We start from the raw sequence: 16,229 nt of genomic DNA, 5'->3' as shown, positions 1-16,229 counted from the left end.
GCCTCATGACGCGAAACCGACGACGATTTCTCGAGGGTGCAAGCGCAGTCGGGCTCGCCGGTATCGCCGGCTGCGTGGACGGGTTCGGCGACGCTGGCAGCGCGGAGTATCGAGTCGGCATGGTGTACGCGACCGGCGGGACCGGCGACGACTCGTTCAACGACATGGCCAAGCGGGGACTCGAAAAGGCGCTCGAGGAGTTCGATCTCTCGTACGAAAAGACCGAGCCGGGCAACGAAGGCGAGTTCCCGAACGCACAGCGTACCTTCGCCGAGGGCGACTTCGACCTGATCAACTGCATCGGCTACGCGCAAGCGGAAGCCCTGCGGGAAAACGCCCCCGAGTATCCCGATCAGAATTTCATTATCGTCGATGAGGTCGTCGATGCGGACAACGTCCGGAGCTACACGTTCAACGAGCCGGAGGGGTCGTTTCAGGTCGGTCACCTGGCCGGCCTCCTGACCGATCGCGAGTTCGCCGCCGGTGCCGGCGAAACGAACCCCGATGCCAGCACCGTCGGCTTCGTGGGCGGGACCAAAACGCCCCTGATCGAGTCGTTCGAAGCCGGCTTCCGCGCCGGCGTCGAGTACGCGAACGACGACGCCGAGGTCGTCTCGTCGTACGTCGGTAACTTCAACAAGACGGGCCGCGGGCAGTCGACCGCCCGATCGATGTACCAGAACAACGATGCGGACATCATCTTCCACGCGGCCGGCCGCACCGGTGTCGGCGTCTTTCAGGCCGCCCGGGACGAGGGCCGATTCGCGATTGGCGTCGACAAGGACCAGTCGCTTTCCAACGCGGACTTCGCCGATGTCATCCTCGCGAGCATGGTCAAGCGCGTCGATACTGCGGTCTACAACGCCATCAGATCCGGCGTCAACGGGGCGTTCGAGGGCGGCAAGGTCGAAGCTCTCGGACTCGAGCAGGACGGGGTCGGTGCCGTCTACGGCGACGAACTCGGTGCCGAAATCCCCCAGGACATCAAAGACGCCCTCGCGGAGTCTAAACAAGCACTCATCGACGGCGAGATAGACGTCCCAAGCGAACTCTAATCGCATGAGTGAGCCCGAACCGGGAACGACTGACGGGACTGGACCGACCGCAGCGGTGGAGACGAATACTGCCGCTCTCGACGGGACGAACAGTGACCTCGCCGTCCACCTCGACGGCATCACCAAGCGCTTCCCCGGCGTCGTCGCGAACGACGATGTCGATCTCCGCGTCGAGCGCGGAACCGTACACGCCTTACTCGGGGAGAACGGTGCCGGCAAGACGACCCTGATGAACGTCCTGTACGGGCTCTACCGGCCCGACGAGGGACGGGTCGTTATCGACGGCGAGGAACGCACGTTCGACTCGCCCAGGGACGCCATCGACGCCGGTATCGGGATGATCCACCAGCACTTCATGCTGGTCGATCCCATGACGGTCGCCGAGAACATCGCACTCGGGAACGAACCGACGAAGTGGTTCGGGATGGCGGTCGATCGGGACCGTATCGACCGCGAGGTTCGCGACCTCTGTGACCGATACGGCTTCGAGGTCGACCCGGACGCCACCGTCGAAAACGTGAGCGTCGGTGTCCAGCAACGCGTCGAGATCCTCAAGGCGCTGTTCCGCGGTGCGGACGTGCTCATTCTCGACGAACCGACCGCCGTCCTCACGCCCCAGGAAGTCGAGGGCCTCTACGACGTCCTCGAGGAACTCACCGCCCAGGGGAAGACGATCATCTTCATCACGCACAAACTCGAGGAGGCGACCCACGCCGCGGACGCGATCACCGTCCTCCGGGACGGGGAGTCCGTCGGTACGGTCGATCCAGACCGGACGGACCGGGAGGCGCTTGCCGAGCGCATGGTCGGCCGGGAGGTCATCCTCGAGGCCGACTCAGACCCGGTCGAGACAGGCGACACCGTTCTCTCGACCCGAGACGTCACCGTCGAGGACGACCGCGGGGTCGAGGTCGTCTCCGGTATCGACCTCGACGTACGCGCCGGCGAGATCCTCGGCATCGCGGGCGTCGACGGCAACGGGCAGGCCGAACTGATCGAGGCGATCACCGGCCTCAGACTCCCCGACGAGGGAAGGATCAATTACGCGGGAGACGACATCACGACGTGGTCTCGCCGCCGCCGCATCGAGAACGGGATGGCCTACATCCCGGAAGACCGACAGGAGCGCGGGCTCGTCATGCCCTTCGACCTCGTCGAAAACGGCGTCCTCGGGAGTCAGCGATCGGGGCGGTTCGCCAGTGGCGGCCGCATCGACTGGCCCGGCGTTCGCGACCACGCCGAGGAGATCATCGAGACCTACGACGTTCGACCCCCGGACGCGAACGCGGACGCACGGTCGTTCTCCGGTGGCAACCAGCAGAAGTTCATCGTCGGCCGCGAGTTCGAGCGCGACCCCTCGCTCGTCGTCGCGACCCATCCGACCCGCGGCGTCGACATCGGCTCGACCGAATTCATCCACGACCGCCTGCTCGAGCTTCGGCGCGAGGGCGTCGCCGTGTTGCTCGTCTCCTCGAAGCTCGACGAGATCCGATCGCTGTCGGACCGCCTGGCGGTCATGTACGAAGGCGAGTTCATCGACGTCACCGACCCCGACGCCGTCACCGAGGAGGAACTCGGACTGCGCATGGCCGGCCAACGGCCGGATGGAGAAGCCGACCGCCATCCCAACCCGGGTGAGTCACGATGAGGGACCGACTCGAGTCGCTCGCCGAGCGCCTCGCTCGGTCGTCGGTCGTCGACCGACTCGTCATCAGCCTCGCGGCGCTGGTGACCGCCGTCCTCATCGGCGGCGTCCTCGTCTTCGTCTCCGGGGCGTTCGCGTCCTGTCGGACCGGCCTCGAGCTGGGCGGCGCGACGTTCTGTTACAACCCGATGCAGGTCTACTACGAACTGTTCCTCGGAGCCTTGGGTCACCCTCTCGAAGGCGGCTGGACGCTCACTAACTACAGCCTCGCGACGACGCTCCAGCAGACGACGCTGTTGATCTTCACGGGGTTGTCGGTCGCCGTCGCGTTCCGCGCCGGCTTGCTCAACATCGGGACGCAGGGGCAGTTGGTCGTCGGCGGCCTCGCGACGGCCGTTACCGTCGTCTACGCGGCGGCGGTCGTTCCCACGGGGTTCATCGGAGCCCTCGTCCTCATTCCGCTCGGCGTTCTCGCGGGCGCGCTCGCCGGCGGGGTTTACGGTGCGATTCCGGGCGCGCTCAAAGCCTACGCCGACGCCAACGAGGTCATCACGACGATCATGCTCAACATCATCGCGGTCGGTATCACGTCGACGCTGCTCTCCTGGCAGTTCCAGGACCCCAACAGCCCCAACCCGCAGACGGCACCGGTCCCGGAGTACGCCGAGATACCGACCATCCCGGGCGGCTTCGGCGGTGGGATGGACTTCTCCCTGCTCGCGCTGGCGTTCGCCGTCGCGCTCATGATCGGCATCGCGTGGCTGTTCGCTCGGACGTCGTTCGGCTACGAACTCCGGACGAGCGGTATCCAGCCGGGAGCGGCCGCCTACGGCGGCGTCAACGAGAAACGGATGACCGTCGCCAGCATGACCCTGTCGGGAGCGCTCGGCGGAATCGGCGGTGCCTTCTGGGTGTTGATGGTCCACGGCCGCTGGCTCGAGAACGTGCCGTCGCTCGGGTTCGACGGCATCGCCGTCTCAGTACTGGCCGGCAACAGTCCGATCGGCGTGGGCGCGGCGGCGTTCCTGTTCGGCATCTTCGATAGCGGCGGGAACTCGATCAAGACCGCGACGGACGTTCCGCCGGAGTTGGTCGGGATCCTGACCGGCTTCATCATCCTCTTCGTCGCGATGCCGGAGTTCTTCCGCCTGCTCGGACGGCGGTACATCACCGTCGACGCGGCGAGACCCGCCCGGGCCGACGGCGGTGACGCGGGGGTCGATGACGGAGGTGACGACGATGCGTAACTCGCTCCATCGAGCACGGGCGGCCCTCGAACAGCGCCCGCTTGCGGCGGCCGTCGGCGGCGTTGCCGCCGTCCTGGTCGTCCTCTGGGCGACGCCGGCGAGTTGGCAGACGTCGACGCTTCGATTCGCCGTCCCGATCGCGCTCGCGGCGATCGGCGGCATCTTCGCCGAGAAGAGCGGCGTCATCAACATCGGCATCGAGGGACTGCTGATCGTCTCGGCGTTCAGCGCGATCGTCGTCGTCGACTGGCTCGGCGACGGCGGCGCGACGGCCGGCGTGCCGAACCTGTGGTGGGGCATGCTGATCGGCGTCCTCGTCAGCGTCCTCTTCGCGCTGCTTTTCGCGATCGTCTGCCTCGAGTTCGAGGCCGACCAAATCATCGCCGGCCTCGCGGTCTGGCTCATCTCGCTCGGCCTCGCGCCGTTTGCCTCACGAATCCTCTTCGACAGTCCCAACACCGCAAACATCACGCGGTTCGAGAACGTGACTGTCCCGGTACTGTCGGAGCTCCCGGTCGTCGGCTACCTCCTGTTCGACACCGAACCGCAGGTGTACATCATGCTCGCCGGGGCCGTCGCGGGCTGGTATCTCCTCTCCCGGACGACCTTCGGCAGGTGGGTCGTCGCCAGCGGCGAGAACCCGAAGGCGCTGGATACGGCCGGCGTCGACGTTCGCAAGGTTCGCTACGCCGCGGTCCTCCTCTCGGGCGTCTTCGCCGGACTCGGCGGTGCAGGGTTCGGTCTCGGGACCCTCGGGACGTTCGCCGGCACCGGCGACACCGTAATCAACGGTCGCGGGTTCATCGCGATCGCGACCTATCTGCTCGCGAACTACCACCCGATCGGTGCCCTCCTCGGATCGTTCCTCTTCGCGGGGCTCAACTCGATGCAAAGCGGGCTACAGGCCGCGGGATACGCCATCCCAACGGAACTCATCCGGACGATCCCGCACATGTCCGTCATCGTCGTCCTCGTGCTCGTCGGGCGTACCCGACTGCCCGACGCCGCCGGCGACCACTACGAGTCCGGCGAGGACTGACCCCCACCCTCGAGACCGACCGGTCGATGGCTTCTTGCACACGCTTGCGGAACCACCGCTCGTGACCGACCACGATCTCATCGACGCCGCCCGCGACGTCCAGGACAGCGCACACGTGCCCTACTCCGAGTACCGGGTCGGTGCGGCCCTCGAGACCGCCGACGGCACGGTCTTCGTCGGCTGTAATTTAGAGAACGCCAACTTCAGCAACAGCCTCCACGCCGAGGAGGTCGCGGTGGCGGAGGCGGTCAAGAACGGTCACCGCGAGTTCTCGCGGCTCGCGGTCAGTTCGGACCGGCGCGACGGCGTCACCCCCTGTGGCATGTGCCGGCAGACGCTCACGGAGTTCTGCGACGGCGATCTCGTCGTGCTCTGTGACGAGGGCGATGCGGTAACCGAGTACACGCTCGACGAGCTGCTGCCGAACACGATCAGTCAGGCAACGCTCGAGTGAGGTCGCCGCAGGTCCGGAGTCGGCCCGGGAGGGCGGTCGGCTCGTCTGCGGGACAGGCCGACAGCGATCGCCGGCAGAACTCTGCTCCCTCGAGCGCCGCCCTGAGAATTGTCCGGTGACAGCGTTTCGTCTCCGTATTCTCGACACAGACGAGCACGAACGACCCGCCGGCTGCCAGCCTGTCGTCCAGCGCCGCGAGCGCGGGTCGCGCGTCGGCGTCCGTCTCGAGGTGGTTTCGGTAGGCCTCGCCGACCCCGACCCGCTCCCACGCGGCGTTGTGAGCCCCCTCGTCGCAGAGCCCCCGCAGTCTCTCCGCCGCGGCGTCGCGCATCGACGCGAGTAGGTCGTCGGGCAGCCCCAGTTCCGGCACGGTCTCGTCGACGACCGCACGGGCCCGAGACGGCGGCCGTCGCAGTACGCCGATTCGCGTCGCGGCCGACGTGCCGGCAGCCAGCCCGTGTCGGATCGCCCTGACGGAAGTGTCCGTAAGCGTCCCGCGTGCCATGCGTTCGCGTCCGTCCAGCATTTATATACCGCGCCGCCCCGAACCGCCGCTCATCGATGACCCGCGACAGCGAAGACCCGAACGCCGACGTACAGTATCATCTCGGGATCGACTCGGCGGACGTCGCCGACACCGTGTTGCTCCCCGGCAACCCCGAGCGCCTCGAGACGATCATCGACTTCTGGGACGACCACGAACTCCGAGCCCGCCACCGCGAGTACCGAACGGCGACGGGATCGTACGAGGGAACGCCGATCTCGGTTACGTCGACGGGCATCGGGAGTCCGTCGGCCGCGATCGCCGTCGAGGAACTGGCCCGCGTCGGCGTCGATACCTTCATCCGAGTCGGCTCCTGTGGCGCGATCCAACCCGAGATGGACATCGGCGACCTAGTCATTACCACCGGTGCGGTCCGACAGGAGGGGACCAGTGACGAGTACGTCCGCGAGGACTACCCCGCAACAGCCGACCACGAGGTCGTCTCGGCGCTGATCGCCGCCGCCGAACGACTCGGCTACGACTACCACACTGGAGTGACGATGAGTGCCGACTCGTTTTACGCCGGCCAGGGACGGCCCGGCGTCGACGGTTTCGAAGCTGCCGGCGCCGACGACCTGGTCGACGAACTCAAAGCGGCGAACGTCAAGAACATCGAGATGGAGGCCAGCGCCATCCTGACGCTCGCGAACCTCTACGGGCTCCGGGCGGGTGCGGTCTGTACCGTCTACGCCAACCGCGAGACCGGGACCTTCCGCACCGACGGCGAGTCCCGCGCCGCCGAGACCGCGACGCTCGCGACACACCTCCTCGCGAAGATGGACGCCGTCAAACGCGAGGCCGGCGTCGACCGCTGGCACGCCGGCTTGTCGCTCGAGTAGCCCGCGGCCGCGTCAGTCCCGCATCCGGACGATGCCGTCCTCGAAGACCTTCCGGTTCGGAACGATGTACTCCTCGGAGTCGTCCTCGATCTTCGTGACGAACAGGTCGACCTCCTGAACGATCCCCGTCTGGTCGCCGACCCGGATCTCGTCGCCGATCCCGTAGGGCTGGTTGAGCAACAGGTAGATGCCGGCGGCGCTCGAGACGAGGAAGTCCTTGAACGCGACGGTGCCGACGATGACGATGCCGACGGCGTAGACCGTCAGCAGGATCAGCAACGCGAGGACGTGAACGCCGACCTGTCCAAGCGCGATGATGAAGGTGACATAGAGGACGGAGTACTTGACGAGTTTCGGGATGACGGATACTTCGGGGAGTTTGACGCCCCGGAGATACTCGCTGACGACCAGTTCGGACTTGTCCGCGATGACGAACCCGAGAATGAGCACGAGGACGGCGATGAACAGTTGCGGGATAAACTCCGTGACCCGCAGCCAGAACGCGTCCGTGTCGAGCAACTGCGCGATGTGGATCGCGGTCAACACCGCGATCCCGTAGATGAACCACGAACTCAGCCGCGCGACGATCTCGACCGTCGAGGTCCCGATCGACTGGGCCGTCCGTTCGAAGGGGGTCCCCTCGACGGTCTCCGGAACGCCCGAAGCCGAGAGCAACTCCTCGTTGAGCCGGCCGACCAGATAACCGACGACGAGACCGAGCGCCAGGACCGCCGCCGCGATGACGGTCGGCTCGTCGAGGAGTGACTGCCATGCGACCATATCAGTACGCCTCCGGATCGACCTCCAGGATGAGTTCACCGGCCTTGAACGCCCTGACGAGCCCGTCGCTCTCCGAGAGCACGATCGAAATCGAGTTGGTATCTCGCGTGATCGCAGCGCCGGACATGTGTCGCGCACCCAGTCCTTTCGGAATGTCGATCCCCTCCGCGGACGGCTCGAGGTAGCGATACGCCGAGACGATCTTGCCCGCGTCGGAGATGATGAACGCCCCGTCGAGTCGCGAGAACTCCTTTAGCATGACGTTCACGATGGGGTCGCCGACGTGAACGTGGGACTTCTCGAAGGGGTTGTACGAGAGCGGCCGTGACTTGTTCATCACCTTGCCCGCGTCGCCGACGACGAACAGCGCGCCGACGGGCTTGCCCTTCTGGCCCTTCTTGCCGAGTTCGATCGCCACTTCGAGAACTGCCTTGACGACCTCCGGGTCCGCCCGGGATTTGGCGAACAGGTCGTAGATCCCCGTCTGGGTCTCCGCGTCCGCCCGGACGCGGGAGACCGTATCGATTTCGTCGCTGAAGACGCTCGTCGCACACGCGAGGTCGTCCCCGTCCTCGATGACACCCTGATCGAGGGCACCCTCGAGACCGAAGCGAATCCGGTCGGTGATGGCCGCGAACTCGAGGGGGAGTTCGACGAACGTCTCCGCGCCGACGTCGTTTTCGGTGCCGACGACGACGAGGTCGAGTTCGTCGACGGCCATGAACCGCTCGTAGTACGAGCCGCTGGGTGAAAAGAGCACGACTGCGTCCACACTCGTGAAGAGGTCCCCAAACACGTCGTCTAACCCAGCCATTGATACTACAACCCGGCCCTGCTCGAATAAGCGTTATGGAGCGTCTGACGCGTGTCTGTCGTTTTGCTCGGCGGCCGTGGCTCGAAACGATCGGTGGCGGCGGGCGGATTACTGCTCGTCGGCGTCGCCGCGGTGGCGGTGGAACGCGATCGGGTCGGGGCCGTGGACGACGGTGCCCCCGCCGCCGCTGGTCCGGACCATCGGCACGGACCCGTCGTCCCGGTCGGTTGTCACGCCCTCGTTGACGGGGCGGCCCGCCAGTGCTCGGCGGGCGAACACGGCTTCAGCGCGGATCTCCCGCAGGTGCCGGGCGGCGTCCCGTCGCCACTCCAGGTCGCAGTCGTCGGCGTCGGCAGTCGCCTCGACTGCCGCCAGCAGGTCGCGACTGATCGCTTCGATCGCCCCGAGGCGTTCGCCGTAGCCCGCGAGCGACGCCGTTTGCGTGTCGGTTGCGGTCGATTCGTCCGGTCGGTCGGGGGCGTCGGACCCCCGCGAGTCGTCGGTTGGCATTGGTCGTCGTGGGGATGGAAACGTACGGGCTGACAACCGGGCATCGACCTCGAGTTCTTCGGCTCATCTCGTCTGGCCGCCACGTTTCCCGGATAGATAATTCCACTGTAGGTACAAAAAACTACGCTTAACCGATCTACCGAATCTTCTAATCTATAATTGGATTGTCTAAAGGTAGCTGTAGGTTTTCTATTACATACTTTCATAGAACACTGTCAAGCATAGCNACGAGATATTGGAATACCTTGCATCAGAAACCGCCGGCACTCCGAAGGTAATCGCGGACGCTCTCGATCGGAGCAACGGCTACATCGGCGTGCGCTGCCGCAAACTCGCCTCGTACGGCCTCGTCGATCGGCCATCACGCGGGTTCTACGTGATTACCGACGCGGGGACGGCATATCTCGAGGGAGAGTTAGACGCGAGTAACTTATCCGCAACGGAGTAGCACGGCCGGATCGGGTTCTACCGACCGGTGTCGATGCCGTTTTCCTCGAGTCCATCAAGTACGTGCTCGATATCGTAGCCGATTCCTAACCCGCTGTTTGCGTTTTCCAGAAGTATTGCTATCGCATCTTGGATTTCTTGGACGGTATTGAGGGTTAATTCCTCGAGTTCGATATCGTTCACAGTCGTCGAGTACACGCGTTGCACTCGCAGGAGTTGGTTTTCGATCTGTCGCAGATCGTGCGTTATTTCCTCGAGTTTCCGATCTTGGTATAGCTCACGTTCCGTGATAATCCCGACGACCCGGCCGGTCTCTGCGTTTACGATCGGGCCGCCGGAATTCCCCCAGTTCACCGAGCCATCGAGATAAAACCCGTATTCGTGTTCGCCGGAAACCATAGCCGAGTGGACCAGCACCTCGCTTAGTTCGAACGGATAGCCGGCGAAGAGTACGTCGTCACCACGAGCGAGCGAGTTAAAACAGGGCTGGAGAGGCTCCGTTTCCGGCGGGAACCCTTCGCTCGCCGTTAAAATGGCGTAATCGTGCCCACCGGCTTCCGGCTCGGGCGAATAATCGACGAGTTCCAACTCGACCGTCGTCGTCCCCGTGTTCGCTCGGACGGGGACCCCTTCCCGGATGGTCGGCTCGACGACATGTGCGTTCGTCAGTACCGTCTCGTCGTCGAGAAATCGAAACCCCGTTCCCAGCGGTGTCCCTTCGATCTCGATCCGAACCGCAGCAGCAGCTATCTCAGCAACCGACATGTCGTCACACCCGTTTGCGACCGAATTTGGTTATCTCCGCCCATCGCCATGGGGCGCGCTCGATAAACGATTGCACGTCGGCCCATCCTTTGGACTTGCAGTAGAAGAGATTGTAATCGATCGTCTCCGGATCGTACGCTAGTGCCTCGAGCAGATCTGATCGGGTTACTTCCGGCTTGTTCACGTTCTCCCGCTCCGCTTGTTTCAGTTCTTGGAGGATCTCCTCCTGAACGGTCGAATCCATGGGTGTCTCCACGCCGAGTTCCTCCGCTTCGTCGATCTCTTTGGTAGTGATGCGACGTGATTTGCCGCGGTGGCGAAAATACCCCTCCTCGGTCATGAGTTTCCAAACGTATTCGACATCGTTCTCGGAAACATCGTCTCCAAAGTCGGCAGTTACGTCGCGCAGCAGGCCGTCTTTGAAAACGATGTCCGAAAATGGATTGGAATCCTGTAACCAATCAGTGACAGCGGTGGTGATGATGGCTTCACGGATTTCCGATTCCTGATCGCCCATAGCGGAGCATACGTAACGGACTCTTTTAGTCTATCCTCATCCCATCCGAACGGAGTGCGGGACGACCGTTTTCGAGTTCGGCTGACGGTATCGGTTCCCCGCTCGCGAAACCGATGTGACGATCGGGAGATGGGAACTCCTGTCTGCAGTACTCTTCGTCCACAACGCTAAGGATCGCTGTCGCTCGCGAGTTGCTCGCGACAGCAATGCGCGGGACCGGATTCGAACCGGCGGACCCCTACGGGACAGCGTCCTAAGCGCTGCGCCGTTGGCCTAGCTTGGCTACCCGCGCTCACCTCCGGGTTTTCACGAATCGAGTAAGTACCTGTCGGTCCACGCTAACGGCGCGCCGGCCGCCGGCTCGTCCCACCCGCCCCTCGAGCGGCACTAACAGTGTTTCACCGGCTCCTCCGGCGACCAGTCCGGCGGAACGATAAACGTCACGTGCTCGGGGTCCCGAAGCTGATGGAGTTCCGCGGCCTGTTCGGCCAGCGACCGCTCCCGGTACGGCATCTCGAGTCCGCACCCGGTACAGACGAGTTTGCAGGTTGGGTCTTTCATGGACAGGTGCGACCGCCCCGGCGACCGGCGTCTCGCTCTTGGGCCGACGGCTGGTTTAGTAGTCGTCTCCTAGTGAAACCGGCCGAGAACGGCCGCATTTCCGAGATATTCGTACCTGAACGTTGCCAGTCGTAGTACAGCATTGGCGACCCAGTCCGACGCGACCGCCGGCAAGCGGCGCGGCGAGTGGGTGACCGTAGGTTTATGCCGCCCGACCCGAAAGCCGGCAGTATGCACAGCGCCCGGGATCGCATCGAGTACGAACCGTGGCTCGAGGACCTCGAGGCCGCCGCCGAACGCCTGGAGCTCTCGACGGAGGCGCGGTCGTGTGCGGTCGACCTCTTTCTCGCTGACGTGCCGGCGTCCGATCGCTCGAAACGGGCCGTGTTGGCCGCCAGCCTCTATGCCGGGTCGCTCGTCGCCGGCGAGGGCCGCACCCAGGGCGCGGTCGCGGAGGCCGCGGACGTCTCCCGGCTCTCGATCCAATCCCGCTGGAAGGAGTTGCTCGAGGCGGCCGGACTCGAGCCGCCGCGCTGGTAGCATCGTCGTACACCCGCTCGGGCATCGCTCAGTGATGGACTGAATCTGGATAAGGAGACGATACGAGAACGGACGCCACATCGCGAACCCAGCGGAACGCACCGAGTTGGTGGGGCGATCGCCGAGGACCGCGACACATCAGTTGCCGTCGATGACCGTTCCGTGCTCGTCGATTTCGCCGGCGACGATCCGCGTGCTCGAGATGATGTCGCCGTCGTCGGCGAGGACGTGCGGGACGACAACCACGTCGAGAGCATCGTGGCCGCGCTCGCGGCGGATCTCGTTGATCCGCGTGCCGCCCTCGCGGGTCTCCGGCGAGACGACGAGGTAGTCGTACTGGGGTTCCGTTGCGATCCCCGTCGGCGACTCGAGTTTCCGTACCTCGAACGCGCGGTCGTGGTCGGCCGCGATCGACTCGAGTTCGGTCTCGAGGTCCGCCTTCCGGTCGTCGAACGATCGGACTCGCCGGTCGACGTCTCGTGTCTTCGGCGCGAGTTCGTCGCTGGTCAACCCGACCGTCACGTCTCCGAGTTCGAACGCCCGTTCGAACAGCCGTCGATGGCCGTCATGAACGGGGTCGAAGGTCCCACCAAGCGCGACGTCCATACGCCACGTCAATCCCGCGGTGCGTATAAAACGGTCGAATCATCATCTTTTCTCACGGAACGGCGCGCCCCATTATATGCCGGGTCTTCGACAGCCGTCGAAACTCCCCTTCGCATTGTTTTTAGTAGTCCCCTGCAGTGTCCCCGATATGGGACTAGACGAGGACGCACTGGAGTACCACCGGACCGATCCGCCCGGAAAGATCGAGATATCGACCACGAAACCGACGAACACGCAGCGGGACCTCTCGCTTGCGTACTCGCCCGGCGTCGCCGCACCGTGTCTCGAGATCGACGAGGACGAAACGGATGCCTACAGCTACACGGCGAAGGGGAACCTCGTCGGCGTCGTCTCGAACGGCTCGGCCGTGCTCGGCCTCGGCGACATCGGCGCACAGGCCTCCAAACCGGTCATGGAGGGGAAAGGCGTCCTGTTCAAGCGCTTCGCCGACATCGACGTCTTCGACCTCGAACTCGACGACTCGGACCCCCACAAGCTCGTCGAGGCCATCAAGATGATGGAGCCGACGTTCGGCGGCATCAATCTCGAGGACATCAAAGCACCCGAGTGTTTCACCGTCGAGGAACGGCTGCGCGAGGAGATCGACATTCCGGTCTTCCACGACGACCAACACGGCACCGCGATCATTTCGGGTGCTGCACTGCTCAACGCCGCCGACATCGCCGGCAAGAGCCTCGACGAACTCGAGGTCGTCTTCTCCGGAGCCGGGGCGAGCGCCATCGCGACGGCGCGGTTCTACGTCTCGCTGGGCGTCCGGAAGGAGAACATCACGATGTGTGACTCCACGGGGATCATCACCGCGGACCGCGCCGCGGCGGGCGAGGTCAACGAGTACAAACAGCAGTTCGCTCGCGACGTTCCCGAGGGCGGGCTTGCGGACGCGATGGAGGGAGCCGACGTCTTCGTCGGGCTCTCGATCGGCGGCATCGTCTCGCAGGAGATGGTCCAGTCGATGGCCGCCGACCCGATCGTCTTCGCGATGGCGAACCCCGATCCCGAAATCGGGTACGAGGCGGCCAAGGCGGCCCGCGACGACACCGTCATTATGGCCACCGGCCGCTCGGACTACCCGAATCAGGTCAACAACGTCCTCGGGTTCCCGTTCATCTTCCGCGGGGCACTCGACGTCCGCGCCACCGAGATCAACGAGGAAATGAAAGTCGCCTGCGCCGAGGCGCTGGCCGAACTCGCCCGACAGGACGTTCCCGACGCGGTCGTCAAGGCCTACGGCGACGAGCCGATTCAGTACGGTCCCGACTACATCATTCCCAAGCCCGTCGACCCGCGGGTGCTCTTCCGCGTCGCGCCGGCGATCGCCGAAGCCGCGATGGAGTCCGGTGCCGCTCGCACCGAGATCGACCTCGAGGCCTACGAGGAGGAACTCGAGGCCCGCCTCGGCAAGTCACGCGAGATGATGCGGGTCGTCCTCAACAAGGCCAAGAGCGACCCCAAGACGGTCGCGCTCGCGGAGGGCGAAAACGAGAAGATGATCCGCGCGGCCTACCAGATTCAGGAGCAAGGGATTGCCCTGCCGGTCCTGATCGGCGACGAGGACGAGATCAGGGGGACGGCCGCCAACCTCGGGCTGGACTTCGATCCGACGGTCGCCGATCCGTCCGTCGGCGACTACGAGGAGTACGCCGACCGGCTGCACGAACTCCGCGCCCGGAAGGGGATCACACGCAGCGAGGCCGGCGAACTCATCGAGCGCGACTCGAACTACTTCGGGAGCGTGATGGTCGAACAGGGCGACGCCGACGCCCTACTGACCGGGCTTTCCCATCACTATCCCTCGGCGCTGCGGCCGCCGCTGCAGGTCGTCGGGACCGACGAGGATGTCGACTACGCCGCCGGGGTCTACATGCTGACGTTCAAGAACCGCGTGATTTTCGTGGCCGACGCGACGGTCAATCAGGACCCCAACGAGGAGGTCCTCGCGGAGGTCACGAAACAGACCGGCAAGCTGGCACGCCGGTTCAACATTGAACCCCGCGCGGCCCTGCTCTCGTACTCGAACTTCGGGAGCGTCGACAACGAGGGGACCCGCAAACCCCGCAAGGCAGCCACGATGTTGCAGGACGACCCCGAGGTCGACTTCACGGTCGACGGCGAGATGCAGGCCGACACCGCCGTCGTCGAGGACATCCTCGAGGGCACCTACGGCTTCTCCGACCTCGAGGAGCCCGCGAACGTGCTGGTCTTCCCGAACCTCGAGTCGGGCAACATCGGCTACAAACTGCTCCAGCGGCTGGGCGGAGCCGACGCCATCGGCCCGATGCTGGTCGGCATGGACGAACCGGTCCACGTCCTCCAGCGGGGCGACGAGGTCAAGGACATCGTCAACCTGGCCGGCGTCGCGGTCGTCGACGCCCAACAGGAGTAAACGCGTGAGCGAGCACGCCGCCCCTCGGGACGGTGTCGCCGATCAGGACGACGCGGACTCCGATCGGGACCGCTCCGAAGCCGGTGGCGCTCGCGTGTCTCGACGGACGCTGCTCGGGACCGCGGCGACTGCCGGTGCCGTCGGCCTCGCGGGCTGTACCGCCCGCCAGTACCGGTCACCGCCGGACTGCGGGGCCGTCGCCAGCGCCGCGGACGCCGCCGACGGCTACGTCCCGCTGCCGGCGGGCGACGAGCGCTCGATGTTCCGCCGCGGACTGCGCCGGTACGGCTACTATCCCGACGCGACCGTCCCCGAGACCGTCCGGAAAGCGTGGTCGATCCCCGTCAACCGCATCGGACACACCGCGGCCAAGTCGACGCCGCGGCCGACGCCCGACGGCGAGACGGTTCTCGTCGCCGGCGACACCGGGACGATCCACGCCGTCACGCCGACCGGCGAGCGCCGCTGGACCCTCGAGACCGGTGCCGGCCGGAGCCTCGGTTTTCACGGAACGCCGGCGATCGTCGGCGACACCGCCTACATCGGTGGCTACGACGGCGAACTCTACGCCGTGGACGTTCCGACCGGGGATATCGTCTGGCACACCCGGACCCGCGACTTCGGCGACGCGATCGCGATCGGCTCGAGCCCCGCGTACGTCGACGGCTCGCTCTATGTCCTGACCGAGCACAAACACCCCGCCAGCGGCGCGCTCTGGGAGGTCGACGCCGCCACCGGCAACCCGACCTGGAGCGACGACCGGCTTTGGGGGATGCCCCATCCTTCACCGGCGATCGACTGCGAGGCCGGCCGGCTCGTCACCGGCTCGAACGACGGCGTCGTCTACTGCTGGGCGTTCCCCTCGCTCGAGTTCGTTTGGTCGTTCCAGGCGGGCGGCGAGGGCGGTCCCGACGGCGACTCGATGGCCGGCGGCCGGTTCGATCTCGGCGCGCAGATCAAGGGGACGATCCCGGTCTACGACGGCGCGGCGTTCGCCGGCTCCTGGGACGGCCACTTCTACCGGCTCGACCTCGCGGACGGCAGCAAGGACTGGGCGTTCGAAACCGGACGCGTCGTCATGTCGAATCCGGCGATCGATCCGAAACAGGGGATCGTCTACGTCGGGAGCGACGATCAGCACGTGTACGCGCTCGATACCGAAACGGGCGACGACCTGTGGTCGACGGACGTCGGCGGCCGGGTCATCGGCTCGATAACCGCCACCGCGGAGACGATCCTCGTCGGGTCCTACGATACGCACCTGTACGCCCTCGACAGGGAAACCGGCGAGCGGCGCTGGCGCGTCGAAAACCGCGGCCACGTGACCAGCGGCGCGATCCCGCGGGGTGACCGGATCTACTACGCCGAGCGCGGCGACTTCTCGCACTACTACGACGATGACGCGGAGACAGTACTCGAGGAGTCCGGTCACGCGTACTGTCTCGTTCCGGACGACTGAGTC

At 65.3% G+C, this 16,229-nt stretch carries 17 protein-coding genes, 1 tRNA gene and 1 pseudogene; 10 read left to right on the top strand and 9 right to left on the bottom strand.

Annotation, left to right across the window (positions count from 1 at the left end; translation table 11 throughout):
- Positions 1 to 5 precede the first annotated feature (5 nt).
- Genes C486_RS04290 through cdd form a run of 5 tightly spaced genes read left to right on the top strand, consistent with a single transcriptional unit; the run spans position 6 to position 5,440 of the window.
- A complete protein-coding gene (locus C486_RS04290) occupies positions 6 to 1,055 on the top strand; it encodes a BMP family lipoprotein (RefSeq protein WP_008453413.1) in 1,050 nt (349 codons plus the stop codon).
- Between the two features lie 4 nt (positions 1,056 to 1,059).
- Positions 1,060 to 2,703 carry an ABC transporter ATP-binding protein gene (locus tag C486_RS04285; protein WP_008453410.1) on the top strand — a complete coding sequence of 548 codons (1,644 nt, stop codon included), beginning with the start codon at positions 1,060 to 1,062 and terminating at the stop codon, positions 2,701 to 2,703.
- Positions 2,700 to 3,947 (top strand): ABC transporter permease, encoded by a 1,248-nt coding sequence (locus C486_RS04280; protein ID WP_008453408.1) that lies wholly within the window; start codon positions 2,700 to 2,702, stop codon positions 3,945 to 3,947. The genes C486_RS04285 and C486_RS04280 overlap by 4 nt, the downstream gene beginning before the upstream one ends.
- On the top strand, positions 3,940 to 4,986 hold the full coding sequence (locus C486_RS04275) for an ABC transporter permease (protein ID WP_049910141.1): 1,047 nt from the start codon (positions 3,940 to 3,942) through the stop codon (positions 4,984 to 4,986). The genes C486_RS04280 and C486_RS04275 overlap by 8 nt, the downstream gene beginning before the upstream one ends.
- 34 nt (positions 4,987 to 5,020) lie before the next feature.
- Positions 5,021 to 5,440, top strand: a complete 420-nt coding sequence (gene cdd, locus C486_RS04270; protein ID WP_008453404.1) for a cytidine deaminase — start codon at positions 5,021 to 5,023, stop codon at positions 5,438 to 5,440.
- Positions 5,441 to 5,528: 88 nt separating this feature from the next.
- Here the strand turns inward: cdd and C486_RS04265 are convergent.
- A pseudogene (locus C486_RS04265) lies at positions 5,529 to 5,945 on the bottom strand (DUF488 family protein, N3 subclade); the annotation flags it as partial.
- Between the two features lie 56 nt (positions 5,946 to 6,001).
- On the opposite strand from C486_RS04265, the gene C486_RS04260 reads away from it, so the two are divergent.
- Positions 6,002 to 6,823 carry a nucleoside phosphorylase gene (locus C486_RS04260; RefSeq protein ID WP_008453400.1) on the top strand — a complete coding sequence of 274 codons (822 nt, stop codon included), beginning with the start codon at positions 6,002 to 6,004 and terminating at the stop codon, positions 6,821 to 6,823.
- 12 nt (positions 6,824 to 6,835) lie between these two features.
- Here C486_RS04260 and C486_RS04255 read toward each other — a convergent pair whose 3' ends face one another.
- The 3 genes from C486_RS04255 to C486_RS04245 form a co-directional block, all read right to left on the bottom strand.
- On the bottom strand, positions 6,836 to 7,603 hold the full coding sequence (locus tag C486_RS04255) for a mechanosensitive ion channel domain-containing protein (RefSeq protein WP_008453398.1): 768 nt from the start codon (positions 7,601 to 7,603) through the stop codon (positions 6,836 to 6,838).
- Position 7,604: 1 nt separating this feature from the next.
- On the bottom strand, positions 7,605 to 8,417 hold the full coding sequence (dacZ, locus tag C486_RS04250) for a diadenylate cyclase DacZ (RefSeq protein WP_008453396.1): 813 nt from the start codon (positions 8,415 to 8,417) through the stop codon (positions 7,605 to 7,607).
- Positions 8,418 to 8,525: 108 nt separating this feature from the next.
- Positions 8,526 to 8,927 carry a hypothetical protein gene (locus C486_RS04245; RefSeq protein WP_008453395.1) on the bottom strand — a complete coding sequence of 134 codons (402 nt, stop codon included), beginning with the start codon at positions 8,925 to 8,927 and terminating at the stop codon, positions 8,526 to 8,528.
- 235 nt (positions 8,928 to 9,162) lie between these two features.
- Between C486_RS04245 and C486_RS04240 the strand changes: the two genes are divergently transcribed.
- On the top strand, positions 9,163 to 9,375 hold the full coding sequence (locus tag C486_RS04240; RefSeq protein WP_008453393.1) for a hypothetical protein: 213 nt from the start codon (positions 9,163 to 9,165) through the stop codon (positions 9,373 to 9,375).
- Positions 9,376 to 9,392: 17 nt separating this feature from the next.
- On the opposite strand, the gene C486_RS04235 is transcribed toward C486_RS04240, so the two are convergent.
- The 4 genes from C486_RS04235 to C486_RS21550 form a co-directional block, all read right to left on the bottom strand.
- On the bottom strand, positions 9,393 to 10,139 hold the full coding sequence (locus tag C486_RS04235) for a S1 family peptidase (RefSeq protein ID WP_008453391.1): 747 nt from the start codon (positions 10,137 to 10,139) through the stop codon (positions 9,393 to 9,395).
- 4 nt (positions 10,140 to 10,143) lie between these two features.
- The gene (locus C486_RS04230) at positions 10,144 to 10,656 is read right to left on the bottom strand and encodes a hypothetical protein (RefSeq protein ID WP_008453389.1); all 513 of its coding nucleotides are present in this window, start codon (positions 10,654 to 10,656) and stop codon (positions 10,144 to 10,146) included.
- A gap of 207 nt (positions 10,657 to 10,863) precedes the next feature.
- Positions 10,864 to 10,948: transfer RNA gene (locus C486_RS04225), tRNA-Leu, on the bottom strand.
- Between the two features lie 95 nt (positions 10,949 to 11,043).
- Complete coding sequence (locus C486_RS21550) at positions 11,044 to 11,217, bottom strand: hypothetical protein (protein ID WP_007109170.1); 174 nt, start codon at positions 11,215 to 11,217, stop codon at positions 11,044 to 11,046.
- A 231-nt stretch (positions 11,218 to 11,448) separates the two neighbouring features.
- On the opposite strand from C486_RS21550, the gene C486_RS04220 reads away from it, so the two are divergent.
- Positions 11,449 to 11,757 carry a cyclin gene (locus tag C486_RS04220; RefSeq protein WP_008453386.1) on the top strand — a complete coding sequence of 103 codons (309 nt, stop codon included), beginning with the start codon at positions 11,449 to 11,451 and terminating at the stop codon, positions 11,755 to 11,757.
- Between the two features lie 138 nt (positions 11,758 to 11,895).
- Here the strand turns inward: C486_RS04220 and C486_RS04215 are convergent, their stop codons facing one another.
- Positions 11,896 to 12,363, bottom strand: coding sequence for a phosphopantetheine adenylyltransferase (locus C486_RS04215; RefSeq protein WP_008453383.1), 468 nt, complete (start codon positions 12,361 to 12,363; stop codon positions 11,896 to 11,898).
- Positions 12,364 to 12,511: 148 nt separating this feature from the next.
- On the opposite strand from C486_RS04215, the gene C486_RS04210 reads away from it, so the two are divergent.
- A complete protein-coding gene (locus tag C486_RS04210) occupies positions 12,512 to 14,767 on the top strand; it encodes an NADP-dependent malic enzyme (RefSeq protein ID WP_008453381.1) in 2,256 nt (751 codons plus the stop codon).
- Between the two features lie 4 nt (positions 14,768 to 14,771).
- Positions 14,772 to 16,226 (top strand): outer membrane protein assembly factor BamB family protein, encoded by a 1,455-nt coding sequence (locus tag C486_RS04205; RefSeq protein WP_008453380.1) that lies wholly within the window; start codon positions 14,772 to 14,774, stop codon positions 16,224 to 16,226.
- The last annotated feature ends 3 nt before the right edge of the window (positions 16,227 to 16,229 follow it).

This window comes from Natrinema gari JCM 14663, from assembly GCF_000337175.1.
GTDB classification, from domain to species: Archaea; Halobacteriota; Halobacteria; order Halobacteriales; family Natrialbaceae; genus Natrinema; species Natrinema gari.
The sequence above is the reverse complement of the archived record's forward strand: the minus strand, read 5'-3'. Positions and strand labels throughout refer to the sequence as shown.

Bases quoted from the DNA above. Each gene is read 5' to 3' on its own strand.
- C486_RS04290 (WP_008453413.1), top strand. From the start codon at position 6: ATGACGCGAAACCGACGACGATTTCTCGAGGGTGCAAGCGCAGTCGGG.
- C486_RS04285 (WP_008453410.1), top strand. From the start codon at position 1,060: ATGAGTGAGCCCGAACCGGGAACGACTGACGGGACTGGACCGACCGCA.
- C486_RS04280 (WP_008453408.1), top strand. From the start codon at position 2,700: ATGAGGGACCGACTCGAGTCGCTCGCCGAGCGCCTCGCTCGGTCGTCG.
- C486_RS04275 (WP_049910141.1), top strand. From the start codon at position 3,940: ATGCGTAACTCGCTCCATCGAGCACGGGCGGCCCTCGAACAGCGCCCG.
- C486_RS04260 (WP_008453400.1), top strand. From the start codon at position 6,002: ATGACCCGCGACAGCGAAGACCCGAACGCCGACGTACAGTATCATCTC.
- C486_RS04255 (WP_008453398.1), bottom strand. From the start codon at position 7,603: ATGGTCGCATGGCAGTCACTCCTCGACGAGCCGACCGTCATCGCGGCG.
- dacZ (WP_008453396.1), bottom strand. From the start codon at position 8,417: ATGGCTGGGTTAGACGACGTGTTTGGGGACCTCTTCACGAGTGTGGAC.
- C486_RS04245 (WP_008453395.1), bottom strand. From the start codon at position 8,927: ATGCCAACCGACGACTCGCGGGGGTCCGACGCCCCCGACCGACCGGAC.
- C486_RS04235 (WP_008453391.1), bottom strand. From the start codon at position 10,139: ATGTCGGTTGCTGAGATAGCTGCTGCTGCGGTTCGGATCGAGATCGAA.
- C486_RS04230 (WP_008453389.1), bottom strand. From the start codon at position 10,656: ATGGGCGATCAGGAATCGGAAATCCGTGAAGCCATCATCACCACCGCT.
- C486_RS21550 (WP_007109170.1), bottom strand. From the start codon at position 11,217: ATGAAAGACCCAACCTGCAAACTCGTCTGTACCGGGTGCGGACTCGAG.
- C486_RS04220 (WP_008453386.1), top strand. From the start codon at position 11,449: ATGCACAGCGCCCGGGATCGCATCGAGTACGAACCGTGGCTCGAGGAC.
- C486_RS04215 (WP_008453383.1), bottom strand. From the start codon at position 12,363: ATGGACGTCGCGCTTGGTGGGACCTTCGACCCCGTTCATGACGGCCAT.
- C486_RS04210 (WP_008453381.1), top strand. From the start codon at position 12,512: ATGGGACTAGACGAGGACGCACTGGAGTACCACCGGACCGATCCGCCC.